A 22,015-nucleotide genomic window follows, 5' to 3' on the forward strand; every position below is an offset into this window, starting at 1 on the left:
AAGTGATAATTTGCCGTTTTAACCATTTCGAGGTATTCATGACCACACAACCACTCAATAACCCGAGTATCACTGACGATGACGACGCCGTTGCCGTTATTCCGCAGCAAGAAGGATTTAGCTGGCGAATTTTCGGTCCCGGTATTTTAATGGCGACTGCTGCTATTGGCGGCTCACATCTAATCTCGTCTACGCAGGCAGGTGCACTATACGGCTGGCAGCTAGCGATTATGATTATTCTAGCCAACGTCTTCAAATACCCTTTCTTCCGCTTTGGTACTGATTACGTCTATGATACTGGCGAGAGTCTAATTGCAGGCTATGCCAAACGCTCAAAAGCCTATCTATGGGTTTATTTTATTCTATCCATTTTATCGGCGGTGATTAGTACTGGGGCCGTGACATTACTTGCTGCCGTAATATTGGGCTTTATGCTGCCAGCTTCTGTAGGATTATCAAGCATTACCTTAGCTATCATCATCGTTGCTGTATGTTGGTTTTTTCTGATTGCTGGCCATTATAAGTTGCTTGATGGTGTGACTAAGTGGATTATGATTGCGCTCGTATCCGCAACCGTGTTAGCCGTGATGATTGCTGCTGGCAAGCCGACGGTGATGGTTGCTGATTTTGTCCCAGCATCTCCTTGGAATTTAGCGACTTTGGGTTTCATTGTGGCATTGATGGGTTGGATGCCAGCACCACTTGAGTTCGCTGCCATCACCTCGATGTGGACATCAGCCAAGAGAAAGGCTGACAACACAACGCATCGTCAGGGTTTGTTGGATTTTAATGTTGGTTTCTTAGTCTCTGCTATTTTAGCGCTGTTTTTCTTAGCGTTAGGTGTTTTCGTACAATACGGCTCTGGTCAAGAGATTCAGACTGCAGGTGTCGCTTATATCGATCAGCTTATCAATATGTATACCGCCACTATCGGTGAATGGTCAAGACTACTCGTCGCCTTCGTCGCCTTTATGTGCATGTTTGGCACCACCATTACCTGTGCGGATGGTTACGGGCGTGCCAATGCTGAATGCTGGCGTTTGATTAAAGGTGAAGACGAGATTAATAAGAAACAAATCGCCTTTTGGACCACTTATGCTATCGGTGGCGGACTGGTGATTATTAGTTTCTTTGCCGGACAGTTAGGCGCTATGCTGAAGTTCGCCATGATATCAGCATTTATATCCGCACCTATCTTTGGTTGGTTAAACTACTCGCTCGTGAAAAACCATAAAAAACTATCAGCCGGTATGAATGCCTATTCAATCGCAAGTCTTGTATTTTTAGGTGGTTTTACCTTGTTATTCCTAGCCAATCTTGCTGGTATCCTTGGTTAGTGCGGGTTAATTTTGATTAAAATCTCGTTATAAAACCTTTTATCATAAAAGCCCTTTTAGCTCAGCTATCAGGGCTTTTTATTGCTGAGTGCTATGGTCAGCCTTAACAAAGCCAAAATAGACTAAAACAGAGTGATTTGTAACTAAATGTAAATAATAATATGGCGAAGATTTTATAACTTGAACTATATGAATAGTAATCTCAGCAAATCTCTATAAAATGGATATCACTATTCATAATATGAATTAATTAATAAAAATTAATAGATTTATTAATTTTTATTAATTAATAACAGTAAAACACCGCTTTGCAGTCATGGATAATTGGGTATAATCAAGCACAACAATCTCATCCTTCTTCATCATATCGATAAGATTATCCCTCCACGTAAGGACTACGACATGACCTCATCAGCTGGCGCTCGCTTTCGCAGTGCAATGAAACAAAAAAACGATAATAACCAACCACTACAGATTGCCGGTGCGATTAATGCTTATACGGCTATGATGGCAACCCAAGTCGGTCATCAAGCTTTGTACCTCTCTGGTGCGGGCGTAGCAAACGCTTCATTTGGTCTGCCTGATTTGGGTATGACAAGCCTTGATAACGTCTTAGAAGATGCGCGCCGTATTACCGATGCGGTGGATACGCCGTTATTGGTCGATATCGACACCGGTTTTGGTGGTGCATTTAATATCGCTCAAACGATTAAGAAAATGGAAAAAGCCGGCGTTGCAGCTGTGCATATCGAAGACCAAGTGGCGCAAAAACGCTGTGGCCATCGCCCAAATAAAGAAATCGTTAGCATCTCAGAGATGGTTGATCGCTTAAAAGCAGCGCTTGATGCCAAGACGCATAAAGACTTTGTGGTGATGGCGCGTACGGACGCCCTATCTGTAGAAGGTCTTGATGCGGCTGTTGAACGTGCCGTTGCCTTTCAAGAAGCAGGCGCCGATATGATTTTTGCCGAAGCATTGACCGATATCGAGATGTACCGTAAGTTTACCGATGTATTGGATATTCCAGTCCTCGCAAATATGACTGAGTTTGGTCAAACTGATTTATACACCACCGAGCAGTTATATGCGGTTGGGGTTAATATGGTACTTTATCCATTATCCGCCTTCCGTGCGATGAACAAAGCGGCATTAAACGTTTATCAGCATCTGCTTGATGATGGCACACAAGAAAAAGTCGTCGATACCATGCAAACGCGTATGGAGCTTTATGACTTCTTAAACTATCATGAGTTTGAGCAAACGCTAGATAAACTATTTGCCGATAGTAAGTAAGGACGGACAATCAATAATCATGCAAGTAAGTCATCAGCAAAATCATCGATATTTAATTTTACTGATGACTGTTTAATTATCGTTTAACCATTACTAGTATTTCACCCCAAAAGCTACCAACAAAAGGAATTTATCATGGCAGCACAAAAAGAACTTTCAGGTGCAGGTCTACGCGGTCAAGTCGCAGGCAAGACGGCTTTATCTACCGTTGGCAAATCAGGCTCTGGTCTGACTTATCGCGGTTATGACGTATCAGAACTTGCTGAAAAATGTATTTTTGAAGAAGTGGCTTACTTATTGTTATATGGCAACTTGCCAACCCAAAGCGAGCTTGATGCTTATCAGACCAAATTAAAAAGCTTACGTGGTTTGCCACAGCCATTAAAAGAAGTGCTTGAACGTATACCTGCTGCAGCGCACCCAATGGACGTGTTACGTACCGGTTGCTCAATGCTCGGTAACTTAGAAACTGAAATGAGCTTTGATGAGGAAAACGACCAAGCAGATCGTATGCTGGCGGCATTCCCATCAATCATTAACTATTGGTATCGCTTTAGCCACGACAATGTGCGTATTGAAACAGAAACGGATGACGACACGATTGGTGGTCACTTCTTGCATCTGCTTAAAGGTGAAAAGCCAAACGAGCTCCATACCAAGGTCATGAACGTTTCTCTTATCCTCTACGCTGAGCATGAGTTTAACGCCTCAACCTTTACCGCGCGCGTTTGTGCCTCTACCCTATCTGATATCCATTCTTGTATTACTGGTGCGATTGGCTCATTGCGCGGTCACTTGCATGGCGGCGCAAATGAAGCGGCGATGGATATGATTGAAGGCTTTAGCTCACCTGACGAAGCCGAAAAAGAGATGATGGCGATGCTGGCGCGTAAAGACAAAATCATGGGCTTTGGTCATGCTATCTATAGTGAATCAGACCCACGCAACGTCGTCATTAAAGGCTGGGCTGAAAAGCTCGCTGCTGACGTTGGTGATGAGGTGTTATACCCAGTATCAGTACGCTGTGAAGAAGTGATGTGGCGCGAGAAAAAACTGTTCTGTAATGCTGATTTTTTCCATGCTTCAGCCTATCACTTTATGGGTATCCCAACCAAACTGTTCACGCCAATCTTTGTTTGCTCGCGTCTAACTGGTTGGGCAGCACATGTGTTTGAGCAACGCGCTAACAACCGTATCATTCGCCCAAGTGCGGAATACACCGGTGAAGAATTGCGCCCAGTACCAGAGATAAGTGCGCGTTAATCTATATAGGCTATATAGATTAACTATCTGGCATAAGTCCTTATGCCAGATAAACCGTACGTTAGTATAGAGAATTTAGCGGTTAAGTCAGCTATGTTGACTGGCTTAACCGCTAAACCTTCTTATGAGTTTAGACTGACTTTTACTCTAGTAAAACCCTGTTTTTTTAGTAAAGCTAAGTTTTTCGCGTTTAATAATAAGTGCTAGGTAGCGCATAGATAATGCTTTGCTAAAAGAACCGCCCTTTTATAAAAAATTATCAACAATCCTTTTATAAATAGCCCTCATTGCAACCAGCCAATAGCCAAAGGTGACTTATGGACAACGCCCTCGTACAACCGATGAATGAACAATTCAAAAAGCCATTACCTGGCACAGATTTGTATTACTTTGATACCCGCGAAGCGATTGAAAGCATTGAAGCGGGTGCCTATGACAAACTACCGTTCTGCTCAAAAGTATTGTGTGAAAACTTGGTACGCCGTTGCCCTCCAGAAGACTTAACGGCGGCGTTAGAACAGCATATCTATGGTAAACAAGATTTAGATTTTCCTTGGTACCCTGCCCGTGTCGTTTGTCATGATATTTTAGGTCAGACGGCGTTTGTTGATTTAGCAGGTCTACGTGATGCCATCGCTGAGCAAGGCGGTGACCCATCAAAAGTCAATCCAATCGTGCCAACGCAATTAATTGTTGACCATTCATTGGCCGTTGAACATGCCGGCTTTGAAGAAAATGCCTTTGAGAAAAACCGCGCCATTGAAGAGCGTCGTAACGATGACCGCTTCCACTTTATTAACTGGTGTCAGTATGCCTTTGATAACGTCAACGTCGTACCGCCTGGTAACGGCATCATGCACCAAATTAACTTAGAAAAAATGTCGCCGGTTGTGCAAGTGGTTAAAAACAAAGCCGGTGAAGAAGTTGCCTTTGCTGATACCTTGGTCGGTACAGACAGCCATACGCCTATGGTTGATGCTTTGGGTGTTATCTCAATCGGTGTTGGTGGCTTAGAAGCTGAAAGCGTGATGTTGGGTAACCCATCATACATGCGCCTACCGGATTACGTTGGTGTTAAGCTAACGGGTAAACTGCAAAAAGGCATTACTGGCACCGATTTAGTGCTCGCGATGACTGAGTTCTTACGTGATGCCGGCGTAGTCTCTACCTATATTGAATTCTTCGGTGAAGGTGCGCGCCAACTGAGCGTTGGTGACCGTGCTTCTATCTCCAATATGACGCCTGAATATGGCGCGACGGCGGCAATGTTCTATATCGATGAACAAACCATCGACTATTTACGTCTCACTGGCCGTTCTGAGGCTCAAATCAAATTGGTTGAGCAGTATGCCAAGCAAACTGGTCTATGGGCTGATGGCATGGAAAATGCGGTTTATGACCGTGTGCTTGAGTTTGACTTGTCTGCAGTCGTCCGTAATATGGCAGGCCCTTCACGTCCGCATGCTCGCGTATCCACCACGGATTTAGTCGCTAAGGGCATCGCCCACGCTCCTGAAGATAAATTACCAGAACCAAAAGATGGTCTGATGCCAGATGGTGCGGTGATTATTGCCGCGATTACCAGCTGTACTAATACTTCTAATCCACGCAATATGGTTGCAGCAGGCTTAGTTGCGCGTAATGCTAATAAGAAAGGTTTGTTACGCAAGCCTTGGGTAAAATCGTCTTTAGCACCCACAATATTAGGTTAAATAAGCGTCATAGACAGATGAGCATGAAAATATGGATTTAAAACAGCTCAATGCTTTTATTGCTATCGCTGATTGCAAAAGCTTTAGCGCGGCTGCCACCAAAACAGGCTTGTCACAGCCTACGCTTAGCCGTTTATTAAAGCAGCTTGAAACCGATATGGGAGTGGAGTTGGTTGATCGTTATCATAGACCGCTACATCTGACAGAAGCGGGTGTATTCTTTTACGATAAAATCAGTACGATACTGACAGAGATTGACACCGTCACCAGTATGACCCAACGCTTGTCAGCGCCCAGTGCCGCCTTAAATATTGGTTTTGTGCCATCAGTGCTGTATGGCTTACTACCTGAGGTCATCGCTAAGCTAAAACAGTCTAACCCTGATATTGAGGTCAATTTAAAGGACATCAGCTCCTATCAGCAAATTGAAGCCTTAAAAACGGGCGAAATTGACGTTGGCTTTGGTCGCTTTGCTCATCAAGACCCATGGATTCAGCAAATATTGTTGCGTCATGAGCGTTATTTGGTAGCGCTTCCTAAAGCGCATGCGCTCGCCCATATCACTGAACAACGCTTGATTGACTTGGCAAATAATCGCTTGATTTTATATCATCAAACCCACCTGCCTATATCGACGACAGCCCAACCTATTAAGAACACTATTAATAATATGGCTACTGCTAATAATCAAAGCGGCAGCCGACATAATGAGTCGTCTAACGAGCAGCCATCTTTTGAGCCGGTGACCGAACCTTTACTGCATCTGTTTGCCCAATATGGCATCTCTCCATTTATGACCACCACCGTGAGTGATTTACAAGTGGCGCTCGGCTTGGTTGCCGCTGGCGAAGGCATTACGTTGGTACCTGCCAGCCTAAAAACAGTGCGTACCGAGCAAATAGTCTATCGACGCCTGCTGCATGAAAATGCCACTTCTCCTATCTACTTACATAGTCTCAAAGACTTTGTCCATCCTAAAATCCCCGACTTGCTGAGCGCGATTTATCAGGTCTATGAGCGCCGTGGTATTACTTATCGGCAGCAAAGTTTTATATCACAACGCTAAACTGCGTCAAATGGGCAGATATCGGTGGCGTATTGTGTTATAAAGAACCGGCAAAAAATACGCAGTGCTAACCCTTGATATTCATCACTTATTATGCTAACTATCAAGAATAGGCATGCAAACTATTAGTAATAATAATTAGAATAATCCTTATCCTGTCCAGCAGCATTATGCTAAAGTCGATTCAAGATGAATCGTTTTATATTTAGGTTCTTATAAAACGTTTTTCTCACGCTCATTGGCAAGCTGACACAGGTAAGTGATAATTTGCCGTTTTAACCATTTCGAGGTATTCATGACCACACAACCACTCAATAACCCGAGTATCACTGACGATGACGACGCCGTTGCCGTTATTCCGCAGCAAGAAGGATTTAGCTGGCGAATTTTCGGTCCCGGTATTTTAATGGCGACTGCTGCTATTGGCGGCTCACATCTAATCTCGTCTACGCAGGCAGGTGCACTATACGGCTGGCAGCTAGCGATTATGATTATTCTAGCCAACGTCTTCAAATACCCTTTCTTCCGCTTTGGTACTGATTACGTCTATGATACTGGCGAGAGTCTAATTGCAGGCTATGCCAAACGCTCAAAAGCCTATCTATGGGTTTATTTTATTCTATCCATTTTATCGGCGGTGATTAGTACTGGGGCCGTGACATTACTTGCTGCCGTAATATTGGGCTTTATGCTGCCAGCTTCTGTAGGATTATCAAGCATTACCTTAGCTATCATCATCGTTGCTGTATGTTGGTTTTTTCTGATTGCTGGCCATTATAAGTTGCTTGATGGTGTGACTAAGTGGATTATGATTGCGCTCGTATCCGCAACCGTGTTAGCCGTGATGATTGCTGCTGGCAAGCCGACGGTGATGGTTGCTGATTTTGTCCCAGCATCTCCTTGGAATTTAGCGACTTTGGGTTTCATTGTGGCATTGATGGGTTGGATGCCAGCACCACTTGAGTTCGCTGCCATCACCTCGATGTGGACATCAGCCAAGAGAAAGGCTGACAACACAACGCATCGTCAGGGTTTGTTGGATTTTAATGTTGGTTTCTTAGTCTCTGCTATTTTAGCGCTGTTTTTCTTAGCGTTAGGTGTTTTCGTACAATACGGCTCTGGTCAAGAGATTCAGACTGCAGGTGTCGCTTATATCGATCAGCTTATCAATATGTATACCGCCACTATCGGTGAATGGTCAAGACTACTCGTCGCCTTCGTCGCCTTTATGTGCATGTTTGGCACCACCATTACCTGTGCGGATGGTTACGGGCGTGCCAATGCTGAATGCTGGCGTTTGATTAAAGGTGAAGACGAGATTAATAAGAAACAAATCGCCTTTTGGACCACTTATGCTATCGGTGGCGGACTGGTGATTATTAGTTTCTTTGCCGGACAGTTAGGCGCTATGCTGAAGTTCGCCATGATATCAGCATTTATATCCGCACCTATCTTTGGTTGGTTAAACTACTCGCTCGTGAAAAACCATAAAAAACTATCAGCCGGTATGAATGCCTATTCAATCGCAAGTCTTGTATTTTTAGGTGGTTTTACCTTGTTATTCCTAGCCAATCTTGCTGGTATCCTTGGTTAGTGCGGGTTAATTTTGATTAAAATCTCGTTATAAAACCTTTTATCATAAAAGCCCTTTTAGCTCAGCTATCAGGGCTTTTTATTGCTGAGTGCTATGGTCAGCCTTAACAAAGCCAAAATAGACTAAAACAGAGTGATTTGTAACTAAATGTAAATAATAATATGGCGAAGATTTTATAACTTGAACTATATGAATAGTAATCTCAGCAAATCTCTATAAAATGGATATCACTATTCATAATATGAATTAATTAATAAAAATTAATAGATTTATTAATTTTTATTAATTAATAACAGTAAAACACCGCTTTGCAGTCATGGATAATTGGGTATAATCAAGCACAACAATCTCATCCTTCTTCATCATATCGATAAGATTATCCCTCCACGTAAGGACTACGACATGACCTCATCAGCTGGCGCTCGCTTTCGCAGTGCAATGAAACAAAAAAACGATAATAACCAACCACTACAGATTGCCGGTGCGATTAATGCTTATACGGCTATGATGGCAACCCAAGTCGGTCATCAAGCTTTGTACCTCTCTGGTGCGGGCGTAGCAAACGCTTCATTTGGTCTGCCTGATTTGGGTATGACAAGCCTTGATAACGTCTTAGAAGATGCGCGCCGTATTACCGATGCGGTGGATACGCCGTTATTGGTCGATATCGACACCGGTTTTGGTGGTGCATTTAATATCGCTCAAACGATTAAGAAAATGGAAAAAGCCGGCGTTGCAGCTGTGCATATCGAAGACCAAGTGGCGCAAAAACGCTGTGGCCATCGCCCAAATAAAGAAATCGTTAGCATCTCAGAGATGGTTGATCGCTTAAAAGCAGCGCTTGATGCCAAGACGCATAAAGACTTTGTGGTGATGGCGCGTACGGACGCCCTATCTGTAGAAGGTCTTGATGCGGCTGTTGAACGTGCCGTTGCCTTTCAAGAAGCAGGCGCCGATATGATTTTTGCCGAAGCATTGACCGATATCGAGATGTACCGTAAGTTTACCGATGTATTGGATATTCCAGTCCTCGCAAATATGACTGAGTTTGGTCAAACTGATTTATACACCACCGAGCAGTTATATGCGGTTGGGGTTAATATGGTACTTTATCCATTATCCGCCTTCCGTGCGATGAACAAAGCGGCATTAAACGTTTATCAGCATCTGCTTGATGATGGCACACAAGAAAAAGTCGTCGATACCATGCAAACGCGTATGGAGCTTTATGACTTCTTAAACTATCATGAGTTTGAGCAAACGCTAGATAAACTATTTGCCGATAGTAAGTAAGGACGGACAATCAATAATCATGCAAGTAAGTCATCAGCAAAATCATCGATATTTAATTTTACTGATGACTGTTTAATTATCGTTTAACCATTACTAGTATTTCACCCCAAAAGCTACCAACAAAAGGAATTTATCATGGCAGCACAAAAAGAACTTTCAGGTGCAGGTCTACGCGGTCAAGTCGCAGGCAAGACGGCTTTATCTACCGTTGGCAAATCAGGCTCTGGTCTGACTTATCGCGGTTATGACGTATCAGAACTTGCTGAAAAATGTATTTTTGAAGAAGTGGCTTACTTATTGTTATATGGCAACTTGCCAACCCAAAGCGAGCTTGATGCTTATCAGACCAAATTAAAAAGCTTACGTGGTTTGCCACAGCCATTAAAAGAAGTGCTTGAACGTATACCTGCTGCAGCGCACCCAATGGACGTGTTACGTACCGGTTGCTCAATGCTCGGTAACTTAGAAACTGAAATGAGCTTTGATGAGGAAAACGACCAAGCAGATCGTATGCTGGCGGCATTCCCATCAATCATTAACTATTGGTATCGCTTTAGCCACGACAATGTGCGTATTGAAACAGAAACGGATGACGACACGATTGGTGGTCACTTCTTGCATCTGCTTAAAGGTGAAAAGCCAAACGAGCTCCATACCAAGGTCATGAACGTTTCTCTTATCCTCTACGCTGAGCATGAGTTTAACGCCTCAACCTTTACCGCGCGCGTTTGTGCCTCTACCCTATCTGATATCCATTCTTGTATTACTGGTGCGATTGGCTCATTGCGCGGTCACTTGCATGGCGGCGCAAATGAAGCGGCGATGGATATGATTGAAGGCTTTAGCTCACCTGACGAAGCCGAAAAAGAGATGATGGCGATGCTGGCGCGTAAAGACAAAATCATGGGCTTTGGTCATGCTATCTATAGTGAATCAGACCCACGCAACGTCGTCATTAAAGGCTGGGCTGAAAAGCTCGCTGCTGACGTTGGTGATGAGGTGTTATACCCAGTATCAGTACGCTGTGAAGAAGTGATGTGGCGCGAGAAAAAACTGTTCTGTAATGCTGATTTTTTCCATGCTTCAGCCTATCACTTTATGGGTATCCCAACCAAACTGTTCACGCCAATCTTTGTTTGCTCGCGTCTAACTGGTTGGGCAGCACATGTGTTTGAGCAACGCGCTAACAACCGTATCATTCGCCCAAGTGCGGAATACACCGGTGAAGAATTGCGCCCAGTACCAGAGATAAGTGCGCGTTAATCTATATAGGCTATATAGATTAACTATCTGGCATAAGTCCTTATGCCAGATAAACCGTACGTTAGTATAGAGAATTTAGCGGTTAAGTCAGCTATGTTGACTGGCTTAACCGCTAAACCTTCTTATGAGTTTAGACTGACTTTTACTCTAGTAAAACCCTGTTTTTTTAGTAAAGCTAAGTTTTTCGCGTTTAATAATAAGTGCTAGGTAGCGCATAGATAATGCTTTGCTAAAAGAACCGCCCTTTTATAAAAAATTATCAACAATCCTTTTATAAATAGCCCTCATTGCAACCAGCCAATAGCCAAAGGTGACTTATGGACAACGCCCTCGTACAACCGATGAATGAACAATTCAAAAAGCCATTACCTGGCACAGATTTGTATTACTTTGATACCCGCGAAGCGATTGAAAGCATTGAAGCGGGTGCCTATGACAAACTACCGTTCTGCTCAAAAGTATTGTGTGAAAACTTGGTACGCCGTTGCCCTCCAGAAGACTTAACGGCGGCGTTAGAACAGCATATCTATGGTAAACAAGATTTAGATTTTCCTTGGTACCCTGCCCGTGTCGTTTGTCATGATATTTTAGGTCAGACGGCGTTTGTTGATTTAGCAGGTCTACGTGATGCCATCGCTGAGCAAGGCGGTGACCCATCAAAAGTCAATCCAATCGTGCCAACGCAATTAATTGTTGACCATTCATTGGCCGTTGAACATGCCGGCTTTGAAGAAAATGCCTTTGAGAAAAACCGCGCCATTGAAGAGCGTCGTAACGATGACCGCTTCCACTTTATTAACTGGTGTCAGTATGCCTTTGATAACGTCAACGTCGTACCGCCTGGTAACGGCATCATGCACCAAATTAACTTAGAAAAAATGTCGCCGGTTGTGCAAGTGGTTAAAAACAAAGCCGGTGAAGAAGTTGCCTTTGCTGATACCTTGGTCGGTACAGACAGCCATACGCCTATGGTTGATGCTTTGGGTGTTATCTCAATCGGTGTTGGTGGCTTAGAAGCTGAAAGCGTGATGTTGGGTAACCCATCATACATGCGCCTACCGGATTACGTTGGTGTTAAGCTAACGGGTAAACTGCAAAAAGGCATTACTGGCACCGATTTAGTGCTCGCGATGACTGAGTTCTTACGTGATGCCGGCGTAGTCTCTACCTATATTGAATTCTTCGGTGAAGGTGCGCGCCAACTGAGCGTTGGTGACCGTGCTTCTATCTCCAATATGACGCCTGAATATGGCGCGACGGCGGCAATGTTCTATATCGATGAACAAACCATCGACTATTTACGTCTCACTGGCCGTTCTGAGGCTCAAATCAAATTGGTTGAGCAGTATGCCAAGCAAACTGGTCTATGGGCTGATGGCATGGAAAATGCGGTTTATGACCGTGTGCTTGAGTTTGACTTGTCTGCAGTCGTCCGTAATATGGCAGGCCCTTCACGTCCGCATGCTCGCGTATCCACCACGGATTTAGTCGCTAAGGGCATCGCCCACGCTCCTGAAGATAAATTACCAGAACCAAAAGATGGTCTGATGCCAGATGGTGCGGTGATTATTGCCGCGATTACCAGCTGTACTAATACTTCTAATCCACGCAATATGGTTGCAGCAGGCTTAGTTGCGCGTAATGCTAATAAGAAAGGTTTGTTACGCAAGCCTTGGGTAAAATCGTCTTTAGCACCAGGCTCAAAAACGGTAAAAATGTACCTAGAAGAAGCCGGCTTGATGCCTGAGCTCCAAGAAATCGGCTTTGACGTGGTTGGCTTTGCTTGTACCACCTGTAATGGTATGAGTGGCGCATTAGACCCAGATATCGAAAAAGAAATCATCGACAATGATTTGTTCACCACAGCCGTGCTATCTGGTAACCGTAACTTTGATGGCCGTATTCATCCGTATGCCAAGCAAGCATTTTTAGCATCACCGCCATTGGTGATTGCCTATGCTATCGCTGGTAACATTCGTTTTGATATCGAAAAAGACTCGTTAGGCAAAGACCAAAACGGTAATGACGTTTATCTAAAAGACATCTGGTTTGATGATGACGAAGTTGATGCTATCGTTGCCAAAGCGGTGAAGCCTGAGCAATTTAACGCTGTTTATATCCCGATGTTTGATGAAGCCAGAAAAGACACCGGAAAAGCACTAAGTCCACTCTATAACTGGCGTGATCAGACTACTTATATCCGCCGTCCGCCGTATTGGGAAGGTAAAATGGCAGCAATGAATAAGCTAAAAGGTATGCGTCCGTTAGCGGTGCTTGGTGATAACATCACCACTGACCATTTATCACCGTCTAATGCTATCTTGGGTGACTCAGCGGCTGGCGAGTATCTTGATACTATGGGTTTACCCGCGGAAGACTATAACTCGTATGCAACCCATCGCGGTGACCACTTAACGGCGCAGCGTGCGACCTTTGCTAATCCTAAGCTATTGAATGAGATGGTACGTGACGAGAAAGGTGAGGTTATCCAAGGTTCGCTTGCTAGAGTAGAGCCTGAAGGTCAAGTCATGCGTATGTGGGAAGCCATTGAAACCTATATGAACCGTGAACAGCCGCTTATCATTATCGCAGGTGATGGCTATGGTCAAGGCTCAAGCCGTGACTGGGCGGCTAAAGGTGTGCGTTTGGCTGGCGTAGAAGTGGTTGTCGCTGAAGATTTTGAGCGTATCCATCGTCAAAACTTGGTCGGTATGGGCGCACTACCTTTGCAGTTTAAAGAAGGTGTCAATCGTAATACCCTAAATATCGATGGTACTGAAATATTCCATATCGAAGGCGAAGTGTCTGCTGGCGGTGAGATGACATTGGTCATTAACCGTAAAGACGGCACCGTTGATAAAGCACCCGTTATCTGCCGTTTAGATACCGCTGATGAGGTTAAAATGTATAACGCTGGTGGTATGCTCCAGCGCTTTGCCAAAGAGTTTATCGATGGCACGTTAGATATCGCGTAATCATCATGAGTTTTGAATAATCCAAGAGCCGATGTTGTATAAATTATACGGCATCGGTTTTTTTATATCTGCTACCACCCCTTATCCAAGACGCGAACTTAAACAGTTTATGCATAAAATTATAAAAAGGAATAAAAAATGACTCAATCAACTTCAGAAAATAAACCAAAACTTGCCCCACAAATCTCTGTCCCAGCCACCTATATGCGTGGCGGTACTTCAAAAGGCACTTTCTTTAAACTCTCCGACCTACCAGAACGTTGCCAAGTTGCTGGCGAGTCGCGCGATAATTTCCTATTACGTGTCATCGGTAGCCCTGACCCTTATGGTAAGCAAATTGACGGCTTAGGAAATGGTAGCTCTAGCACCTCAAAGACAGTAATCTTATCCAAGTCTGAAAAAGAAGACCACGATGTTAACTATCTGTTTGGACAGGTAAATATTGCCAAGCCGATGATTGATTGGGCGGGTAACTGTGGTAATTTAACCGCTGCCGTTGGTGCTTGCGCGATTAATATGGGCTTGGTTGATGCGGATAAAGTTGCTAGCAGTACGGACGACGGCATTTGTGAAGTACGCATCTGGCAAGAGAATATCAGTAAAACCATTATTGCCCATGTGCCTGTTTACTTAGATGAACAAGGCAAGGTACAAGTCCAAGAAACGGGCGATTTTGAGCTAGATGGTGTGACCTTTCCTGCTGCCGAAGTAAAGATTGAATTTATTGATCCAGTAGATTCATCTAGTGATATGTTCCCGACAAACAATCTAGTCGATGATTTTGATGTGTCTGGTTGTGGCCTAAATACTGATAACGTAAAGGCGACCTTTATCAGTGCGGGTATCCCAACCATCTTTATGAAAGCAGAAGATTTGGGCTTTACCGGTACTGAGCTGCAAGGTGATATCAACAGCGATAGCGAAACCTTGGCTAAGCTTGAAAAAATCCGTGCCAAAGGCGGTGTTGCGATGGGCTTGTTTAAAGATGTCTCCGAGGCACAAACCAGTCAGCATATTCCAAAAATTGCTTGGGTTGCTCCTGCACAAAGTTATAGCGCATCAAGTGGTAAAGCAGTTAATGCTGATGATATTGATCTCGTTGTACGTGCGATGAGTATGGGACAACTGCATCATGCAATGATGGGCACAGCAGCAGTAGCGATTGCAGCAGCAGCGACTACTCAGGGAACGTTAGTTAATGAGGCAGCAGGTGCAGGCGAGCTTAGTGAGGTGCGTTTTGGGCATCCATCAGGGACGTTATTGGTTGGCGGTAAAACAGAACAAGTTGATGGACGCTGGCAAGCCAAAAAGGTGTCGATGAGCCGCTCTGCTCGTCGTATCATGGTTGGAGAAGTGTTTGTACCAGCAGATGCGTTTTAAACGTTTATTATTTGTTCGATTTCTTTAATACTTATACTCTGAATAGCTTTTTGCTTGCGTTTGTTTTACTCTAATAAAATGCCAACTTCTCCTACTCTTAATAAATCACCACTAGACAAAAAGCCGCCGCTCAAAAAAACGGAGCGACGGGCTTTGCTGTGGGATATCCTAAAAAAGCTTGCCGTCTTTGCTCAGCCTTATCGCTTAATAATCATTGCTACCTTGATATTGACGGTGCTAGGCTCCTTTACGGCTCAGGTTAATGCCTTTGTGCTGCGCTATGCTGTTGATACCTTGACCGAAATCGCCACCCTTACCGAGCCTTGGAAAGCTGGCGTGCGCATGCTCACTATTATCAGTGTGGTATTGCTGACTAAAGAGATATTGTCGATATTCATCTCGTTTGGACAGCGCTTTTATGGTGAAAAGATTCGTATCAATCTCTCGCGTGATTTATCGCAAAAAATCATTGAGCGTATCTTAACTTACCGTATGGCGTTTTATACCAGTAGTGAAAACGATAGTGGCAAGCTGCAAACCCGTATCGATTATGGCGTTAGCAGTCTTACAAGCCTAGTACAGAACTTCTTTATCGATATGCTACCGCTGTTTGCAAGTGCCATTGTATCGCTAATCATTATGTTTTCGACCAACTTTTGGATCGGCTTGGTTGGTCTGATTATTATCCCGATTTACTTTTTTATCAGTCAAAAACAAGCAAAGCGTTTGCAAGGTTTCCGCCGGCAGATGCGCGGCTTTAGAGAAGCCAAAAGTGGTCTTGTTATCTCGCTGATTAACTCAATCAGTGTCGTAAAGTCCTTTGTGCGCGAGTCTATCGAGGCGGAGAAGCATTTAACCATTCAAAAAGACATGACTGATAATCAGCTACGTATCCGTAGTATTGGTTTTATTTATGATGCGATAAAAACCTTTATCGAACAAATCGGTGTAGTGGCTATCATACTACTGACTTCTTATTTCGTGCTAAACGGTCAGATGACCATTGGGATGATTTTATTTCACGTCATGCTGTTTCAAAACGTCGCGGCCCCTATCCGTCAATTACATCGCATATATGATCAAATTAACAATGCGCTTACCTATGCCGAAGGCTTTTTTGAAATTTTAGAGGACGATGATCAAGTTGAAAAAGTCTCTGGTTTGAGTAGCAAAAACTTAAAAGGTCATATTGAGCTTAAACATGTCAACTTTACCTATCCTAATGGCACCCAAGCGCTAAAGGATGTCAGTTTTACCATCAAGCCCAATCGCATTACGGCGCTGGTGGGCTTAAGTGGTGCTGGCAAGAGTACGATTATCAATCTGTTGGTAAGGTTTTATGAGCCTGACGCCGGCACGATATGCTTAGATGGTCAGAATCTAGCCGACTACGATACCCATGAGCTGAGGCAAAATATCGGTTTGGTATTACAAAGCAACCATATTTTCTCGGGGACGATTAGCGAAAATATCCGTTATGGCGATATGAATGCAAGTGAGGATGATATTGTGGTTGCAGCTAAGAAAGCTTCGATTCATGAGCAAGTCATGTCACTAACAAAAGGCTATGAAAGTAGTGCAAAGTCCCTATCAGGCGGACAGCAGCAACGTATTGCATTGGCAAGAATGTTTTTAAAGGATCCGCCGATTGTGTTTTTGGATGAACCAACGGCGAGCCTAGATGCGATTGCCAGTCAACAGGTTAAGAAAAGCCTAGATTTGATTAAAAAAGATCGTACCGTGATTATGGTATCGCACAATATTGCCCAAATTATCGATGCTGATGATTTAGTGGTGATAGAAAATGGCCGGGTGGTCGAAACAGGGACTCACGAAGCGCTATATGAGCAGCGTGGTAAATACTTTGAGATATTCAGTGCGATGTCGGATAGTTTAAATTTGGATAAAATCAGTCAAACCTTAAATAGTTAATGCAGGGCGAAATCGTTATAATGCTCAGTCTTTGATGCATTATTGCTATATTTATACCATTACCCTATGAAAGCCCTTTAAATCGTTAGAAGCTATTTGACTATGACCTGTGAATTTTCTATAAAAACCTTTGATGAGCTGACCACAGTTGATCTTTATCATATTTTAAAAGCCCGCTCGCAAGTATTTGTGGTGGAGCAAAACTGTCCGTATCAGGATATGGACGAAGTAGATTTTGATTGCTTACATCTGGTCGCTCATCAAAACCAAGCCTTGATTGGTTATTGCCGGATTATCCCGCCTCAATTTAATCATAAAAAATCCTCGGTCAACCCTTCAGGCCCCATACCAGCAATTGGCAGAGTGTTGGTGCTAGCCGAGCACCGAGGCAATGGCGTTGCCCGTCAAATAATGACCGAAGCCATCAAGTACTGCCGCAAAAAATATGGTAAAAAAACCATTATCATTTCTGCCCAAACTTACTTACTAAACTTCTACGAGTCACTCGGATTTATTCCTGAGGGTGAGCCGTATCTTGTAGATGGCATCGAGCATGTCACGATGGTTTTGCCCGTGCTCAAAAAAGTGAAAGTTAAAACAGAAAGTTCAGGGACGATGAGTAATATCCTCAGTTTTTTACTCTTAATACTGGCATTGTTATTCATTGTTGGGTTGGTTTATCTCATGATTTGATGGCGCGCGTTTTTATCTTTACCTTGAATACGCTCATAGGCAAATCATTAAACCATAAGACAGTCTTACACGACTTCACTGTTGTTCGATATTGAGTGTGCTATTTTTGATGGATGGCTGATTAATAAATGTCTAAGACGACTTTATTAATCGTTCAAATATCTGACTCAAGGAAGAGGTAACGACTATGTCTAACACTCAAAATGCCACGGTAGAGAGTAATATTCGCCCAGAGTATGACAATGAGATTCAAAAAATTGCCGATTATGTGCTCAACTACTCTATTGATAATGACTCACCCAATAGTGCTGATGCTTGGAATACTGCACGCTACTGTCTGATGGATACGATTGGCTGTGGATTATTAGCATTACGCTTTCCTGAATGTACCAAACACTTGGGACCTGATTGCGCCGATCAGATAACCCCTAACGGCGCGCGCGTCCCCGGTACGCCTCACAGACTTGACCCTATCAAAGCCGCGTTTGATATTGGCTGTATGGTGCGCTGGCTTGACTATAACGATACGTGGCTTGCGGCTGAATGGGGTCATCCCTCAGACAATTTAGGCGGAATTCTGGCAGTGGCGGACTATATCAGTCAGCAAAATGTCAGCCAAGGTCGACCAGCACTGGTGATGAGAGATGTACTAGAAGCCATGATTATGGCGCATGAGATTCAAGGGGTGCTTGCCTTAGACAATTCATTCAACCGTGTGGGACTTGACCACGTGTTTTTGGTGAAATTGGCCTCAACGGCTGTGGTTGCTAAATTATATGAATTGCCCCGTGAACGTATCATGGCTGCTATCTCACAAGCGATTGTCGATGGTCAAGCACTACGTACCTATCGCCATGCACCTAATGCCGGTAGTCGTAAATCTTGGGCCGCTGGCGACGCCACCAGTCGTGCGGTACGCTTGGTCGATATCACCCGTCGCGGTGAAATGGGTATTCCTGGGGCATTAACCGCACCGCAATGGGGATTTTATGATGTATTGTTTAGCCATACCAATAAGGATCTGGCCCTTAAACCTGAAAACCAGCGCCGCTTTACCTTCCAGCGTGAGTTTGGCAGCTATGTGATGGAAAATATCTTGTTTAAGATAAGCTTCCCTGCCGAGTTTCATGCCCAGACCGCCTGCGAAGCTGCTGTTATCTTACACCCGCGTATCGATGACAGAATTGATGAGATCGAAAAAATAGTCCTGACTACCCATGATTCAGCCATTCGAATCATCTCGAAAGAAGGTGCGCTTGATAATCCTGCCGATCGTGATCATTGTTTGCAGTATATGGTGGCTGTGCCTTTACTGACTGGTGACTTAATGGCAGAAAACTATGAAGACGATTACCACGAGCAGTATCATATTATGATTGATGGGCTACGTCGTAAGATGATCGTAGAAGAAGATGCGGATTATTCAAAAGATTATCATGACCCAAGCAAGCGCTCGATTGCCAATGCTATACAGGTATTCTTTAAAGACGGTAGCAGTACCGATAAGGTTGCTGTGGAATACCCTATTGGCCATAAACGCCGCCGTGAAGAAGGTATCCCTGTGTTAGAGGCGAAGTTCCGAGCGAGTTTAGCAACGCGCTTTATTGATAGTCGCTGTGTAGATATCTTCGCCCTTTGTGATGATCAAGCACGCTTAGAGCAAACACCGGTCAATGAGTTTATGGACTTATTCGTGGCTAATTAGCGAGGTAATGGTATAGAAAAACCAGCACCTTTACCAAGGTATGGACTCACCTGCCCAATCGACAAAACTACCGGACTGGGCGACTGTCATACTATGAAGTACCTGTAACAAGCGTTCCGCGCTATAGGCTGGCGAGAACAGATTTTCGTCAGCCACATTTCCTTGAAAAGGTGATGATAACCGGGTATTAACGGTGCCAGGTTGCATAACCACCACGCAAACGTCTTTTAGCGATCGACTCCATTCGATGCTCAAATTTTTCATACCCATATTCAATGCCGCTTTACTCATACGATAGCTATACCAGCCACCCAGCTGGTTGTCACTAATGCTGCCAACACGGGCGGATATGGTTGCAAATACCGCAGGCTTGTCTGCACTACGCTCAGATGTAGCCAATAGCGGTTTGATATGCTTGGCAATGAGTAAGCTTGCTAAGGCGTTTATTTGCATATTCTGCAAAAAGAAATCAGTCTCTAGTTGTCGTAGCGCTTTTTCTGGTTGGTTATTTGGCGTATGTAATAACCCCACACAATTAATCACCCAGTCGATATGAGCTGTTTGCTGCTTAATATGAGTAGTAGCTTGTTCGATGCTACTTTCATCGCTGACATCCATGGGTAACCAATGCAAATTATCCGCTGTAAAGTCAGGCTGGCTTGTATGATAAGTGGCAAAGATAACAGTGCGAGCACCGCCTTGTTGTTTATGATTAGTAAGCTGTACCAGCTGTTTAACGATAGCCTGGCCAATACCACCTGTACCGCCAATAATGAAATAGTTTTTCTGGTTCACAAGGTTTTCCTTATTATATTATCTGATGCTAACCTGCATTCATTTTGTCTGACTTTCTTTACATTTGCTATGATAAAACCCTAAATATAGTAAAAGTCATCACTATTCTATATACGCTACAATAATCAATGATTGTTCAAATACTCAACATATTTAAATAAAATTTAACCTACACCCTCTAAACCTAAGTCTTATATGGATATCATCGCATCATGCTATCACCCCAAGATCAACTGACTGAGCTGGTACGTACGCTTGAGACGCAGCAACATGTCTTTGCCACTGACCCGCTACTTATCACCGAAAAGCTGCAAGGTGAGGATGGAAAACCCATCCAAAAACTGCATCGCCGCGCCTCACGTATTGATAGTAACGGCGCGCTGGCACGTGTATTGGGTAAAATTGATGGTCGAATCAAAGGCATCATGATCGTTATGAGCGTGGTATGGTGCATTTCAGGTTTTTTAGGCTTATTTACCCTACTCCAAACCAATGTAGTTAACTTCTTTTATGTGCTGGTCTGTTTGCTGGGCTTTCATACTATTATGCTGTTGGGCTGGCTGGTAATGACCCTGATTAATCAAGGGAAGCAGTCGTCAAATTGGTTCGCCAGTTTTGTCAGTCCCAGTTATCTCATCCGTGGTAAAGATGATGTTACCAAAGCAGCGGTTGATTTGTACGAGCGGCAGTTACAGCATAGCGGAATGCGCTGGTATTTGGGTCGCTTTAGCCATCAACTATGGCTTGCCACCCTGACTGGCATGCTGCTAGCGATTATATTTTTGTTGATTGTGCGTCAGTATAGTTTTAGCTGGGAGTCCACCCTACTCTCTGATCAGGCACTGATTACTTTGACTCAGGTACTTGGCTGGCTGCCAAGTATGGTTGGATTTGGTGTGCCAGACAGTACAGCGATTGTGCAAAGCCGCTTGGTGACTGATGCCATGCCGTTATCTGTCGCGCGGCAATGGGCAGGCTTGTTGGTTGGTAGTTTACTGATGTACGGTATTGTACCAAGAGCGATCGCTTGGGCGTTTTGCGCATTGATGTTCCGTCGTAAGAAAATGCGTTTTGATATTAAGCAGCCCTATTATCAAAAGATTTTGAACTTTTGGCAGCGTCATGTGGTTGATGCCGATGATTTTAATGAAGCGCCTGCTCCTATCGCTCCAAAAGCCACGATAAGTGCTGGCAAAAAACTGGTTGCTTTGCTGGAATATCCATCAGAGCAGGATAACTGGTGGCAATTGGGTATTAATGATAGTCATAGTGCAGTAGAAGATTTCGGCATTCTTGATGACCGCGATGACATGGATAGACTAACGACTTACTTAGACAGCCATCCCGTTCAAGTACTGCTAGGCATTCATAGCAAAGCATTGCCTGACCGTGGTACGCTGCGTAAACTTGATCGTATCGCTGAGCATGCGGCAGATGGGCTTATCGTACAACTTTTGAGTGATACCAATCTGGCTGATGATAAAACGGATTCTAACCCGCTGATATTACAACGCTCAGAGAACCAAGCCATTCGCTATCAGCAGTGGCAAACCGCACTCTCCGCTCGAAAAATTGGCTTAGTTAATGTTGACTCTTAAGATAATGGACTTTATGATTCATTACCTTAAGATGAAACTTATCATTATGACTATACTAACAGCTAATAAATAAATATTATAAATAGCTAGATATAAATGAGAATGGCTGGCTACTT

At 43.8% G+C, this 22,015-nt stretch carries 14 protein-coding genes and 1 pseudogene; 14 read left to right on the top strand and 1 reads right to left on the bottom strand.

Annotation, left to right across the window (positions count from 1 at the left end; all coding sequences use genetic code 11):
- Positions 1-38: 38 nt before the first annotated feature.
- The 13 genes and pseudogenes from FQ084_RS05080 (at position 39) to FQ084_RS05140 (ending at position 19,506) form a co-directional block, all read left to right on the top strand.
- On the top strand, positions 39-1,337 hold the full coding sequence (locus FQ084_RS05080) for an NRAMP family divalent metal transporter (RefSeq protein ID WP_149489513.1): 1,299 nt from the start codon (positions 39-41) through the stop codon (positions 1,335-1,337).
- 402 nt (positions 1,338-1,739) lie between these two features.
- Positions 1,740-2,630: a methylisocitrate lyase gene (gene prpB, locus FQ084_RS05085; protein ID WP_149489514.1), complete on the top strand. Its 891-nt coding sequence runs from the start codon at positions 1,740-1,742 to the stop codon at positions 2,628-2,630.
- A gap of 135 nt (positions 2,631-2,765) precedes the next feature.
- Positions 2,766-3,893 carry a 2-methylcitrate synthase gene (gene prpC, locus FQ084_RS05090; protein WP_149489515.1) on the top strand — a complete coding sequence of 376 codons (1,128 nt, stop codon included), beginning with the start codon at positions 2,766-2,768 and terminating at the stop codon, positions 3,891-3,893.
- Between the two features lie 341 nt (positions 3,894-4,234).
- Positions 4,235-5,590: pseudogene (locus FQ084_RS05095) on the top strand (aconitase family protein); the annotation flags it as partial.
- Between the two features lie 46 nt (positions 5,591-5,636).
- Positions 5,637-6,671, top strand: a complete 1,035-nt coding sequence (locus tag FQ084_RS05100) for a LysR family transcriptional regulator (RefSeq protein ID WP_149489512.1) — start codon at positions 5,637-5,639, stop codon at positions 6,669-6,671.
- Between the two features lie 295 nt (positions 6,672-6,966).
- Entirely contained in the window at positions 6,967-8,265 is a 1,299-nt protein-coding gene (locus FQ084_RS05105; protein ID WP_149489513.1) for an NRAMP family divalent metal transporter, read from the top strand.
- A gap of 402 nt (positions 8,266-8,667) precedes the next feature.
- On the top strand, positions 8,668-9,558 hold the full coding sequence (gene prpB, locus FQ084_RS05110; protein ID WP_149489514.1) for a methylisocitrate lyase: 891 nt from the start codon (positions 8,668-8,670) through the stop codon (positions 9,556-9,558).
- 135 nt (positions 9,559-9,693) lie between these two features.
- On the top strand, positions 9,694-10,821 hold the full coding sequence (gene prpC, locus FQ084_RS05115) for a 2-methylcitrate synthase (RefSeq protein ID WP_149489515.1): 1,128 nt from the start codon (positions 9,694-9,696) through the stop codon (positions 10,819-10,821).
- 341 nt (positions 10,822-11,162) lie between these two features.
- Positions 11,163-13,796, top strand: a complete 2,634-nt coding sequence (gene acnD / locus FQ084_RS05120; protein WP_223144858.1) for a Fe/S-dependent 2-methylisocitrate dehydratase AcnD — start codon at positions 11,163-11,165, stop codon at positions 13,794-13,796.
- Positions 13,797-13,934: 138 nt separating this feature from the next.
- Positions 13,935-15,176 carry a 2-methylaconitate cis-trans isomerase PrpF gene (gene prpF / locus FQ084_RS05125; RefSeq protein ID WP_149489517.1) on the top strand — a complete coding sequence of 414 codons (1,242 nt, stop codon included), beginning with the start codon at positions 13,935-13,937 and terminating at the stop codon, positions 15,174-15,176.
- Positions 15,177-15,254: 78 nt separating this feature from the next.
- Positions 15,255-17,108 carry an ABC transporter ATP-binding protein gene (locus FQ084_RS05130; protein ID WP_149489518.1) on the top strand — a complete coding sequence of 618 codons (1,854 nt, stop codon included), beginning with the start codon at positions 15,255-15,257 and terminating at the stop codon, positions 17,106-17,108.
- A 102-nt stretch (positions 17,109-17,210) separates the two neighbouring features.
- Positions 17,211-17,801 (top strand): GNAT family N-acetyltransferase, encoded by a 591-nt coding sequence (locus FQ084_RS05135; protein WP_149489519.1) that lies wholly within the window; start codon positions 17,211-17,213, stop codon positions 17,799-17,801.
- 187 nt (positions 17,802-17,988) lie between these two features.
- Complete coding sequence (locus FQ084_RS05140; protein WP_149489520.1) at positions 17,989-19,506, top strand: bifunctional 2-methylcitrate dehydratase/aconitate hydratase; 1,518 nt, start codon at positions 17,989-17,991, stop codon at positions 19,504-19,506.
- 30 nt (positions 19,507-19,536) lie between these two features.
- Here FQ084_RS05140 and FQ084_RS05145 read toward each other — a convergent pair whose 3' ends face one another.
- On the bottom strand, positions 19,537-20,301 hold the full coding sequence (locus FQ084_RS05145; protein ID WP_149489521.1) for an SDR family oxidoreductase: 765 nt from the start codon (positions 20,299-20,301) through the stop codon (positions 19,537-19,539).
- Between the two features lie 212 nt (positions 20,302-20,513).
- Between FQ084_RS05145 and FQ084_RS05150 the strand changes: the two genes are divergently transcribed.
- A complete protein-coding gene (locus FQ084_RS05150; protein ID WP_149489522.1) occupies positions 20,514-21,899 on the top strand; it encodes a DUF2868 domain-containing protein in 1,386 nt (461 codons plus the stop codon).
- Positions 21,900-22,015 lie beyond the last annotated feature (116 nt).

The organism is Psychrobacter sp. ANT_WB68 (assembly GCF_008369115.1).
Lineage (GTDB): Bacteria > Pseudomonadota > Gammaproteobacteria > Pseudomonadales > Moraxellaceae > Psychrobacter.

Bases quoted from the DNA above. Each gene is read 5' to 3' on its own strand.
- prpB (WP_149489514.1), top strand. From the start codon at position 1,740: ATGACCTCATCAGCTGGCGCTCGCTTTCGCAGTGCAATGAAACAAAAA.
- FQ084_RS05135 (WP_149489519.1), top strand. From the start codon at position 17,211: ATGACCTGTGAATTTTCTATAAAAACCTTTGATGAGCTGACCACAGTT.
- FQ084_RS05080 (WP_149489513.1), top strand. From the start codon at position 39: ATGACCACACAACCACTCAATAACCCGAGTATCACTGACGATGACGAC.
- prpB (WP_149489514.1), top strand. From the start codon at position 8,668: ATGACCTCATCAGCTGGCGCTCGCTTTCGCAGTGCAATGAAACAAAAA.
- FQ084_RS05100 (WP_149489512.1), top strand. From the start codon at position 5,637: ATGGATTTAAAACAGCTCAATGCTTTTATTGCTATCGCTGATTGCAAA.
- FQ084_RS05140 (WP_149489520.1), top strand. From the start codon at position 17,989: ATGTCTAACACTCAAAATGCCACGGTAGAGAGTAATATTCGCCCAGAG.
- FQ084_RS05130 (WP_149489518.1), top strand. From the start codon at position 15,255: ATGCCAACTTCTCCTACTCTTAATAAATCACCACTAGACAAAAAGCCG.
- prpF (WP_149489517.1), top strand. From the start codon at position 13,935: ATGACTCAATCAACTTCAGAAAATAAACCAAAACTTGCCCCACAAATC.
- prpC (WP_149489515.1), top strand. From the start codon at position 2,766: ATGGCAGCACAAAAAGAACTTTCAGGTGCAGGTCTACGCGGTCAAGTC.
- FQ084_RS05105 (WP_149489513.1), top strand. From the start codon at position 6,967: ATGACCACACAACCACTCAATAACCCGAGTATCACTGACGATGACGAC.
- FQ084_RS05150 (WP_149489522.1), top strand. From the start codon at position 20,514: ATGCTATCACCCCAAGATCAACTGACTGAGCTGGTACGTACGCTTGAG.
- acnD (WP_223144858.1), top strand. From the start codon at position 11,163: ATGAATGAACAATTCAAAAAGCCATTACCTGGCACAGATTTGTATTAC.
- prpC (WP_149489515.1), top strand. From the start codon at position 9,694: ATGGCAGCACAAAAAGAACTTTCAGGTGCAGGTCTACGCGGTCAAGTC.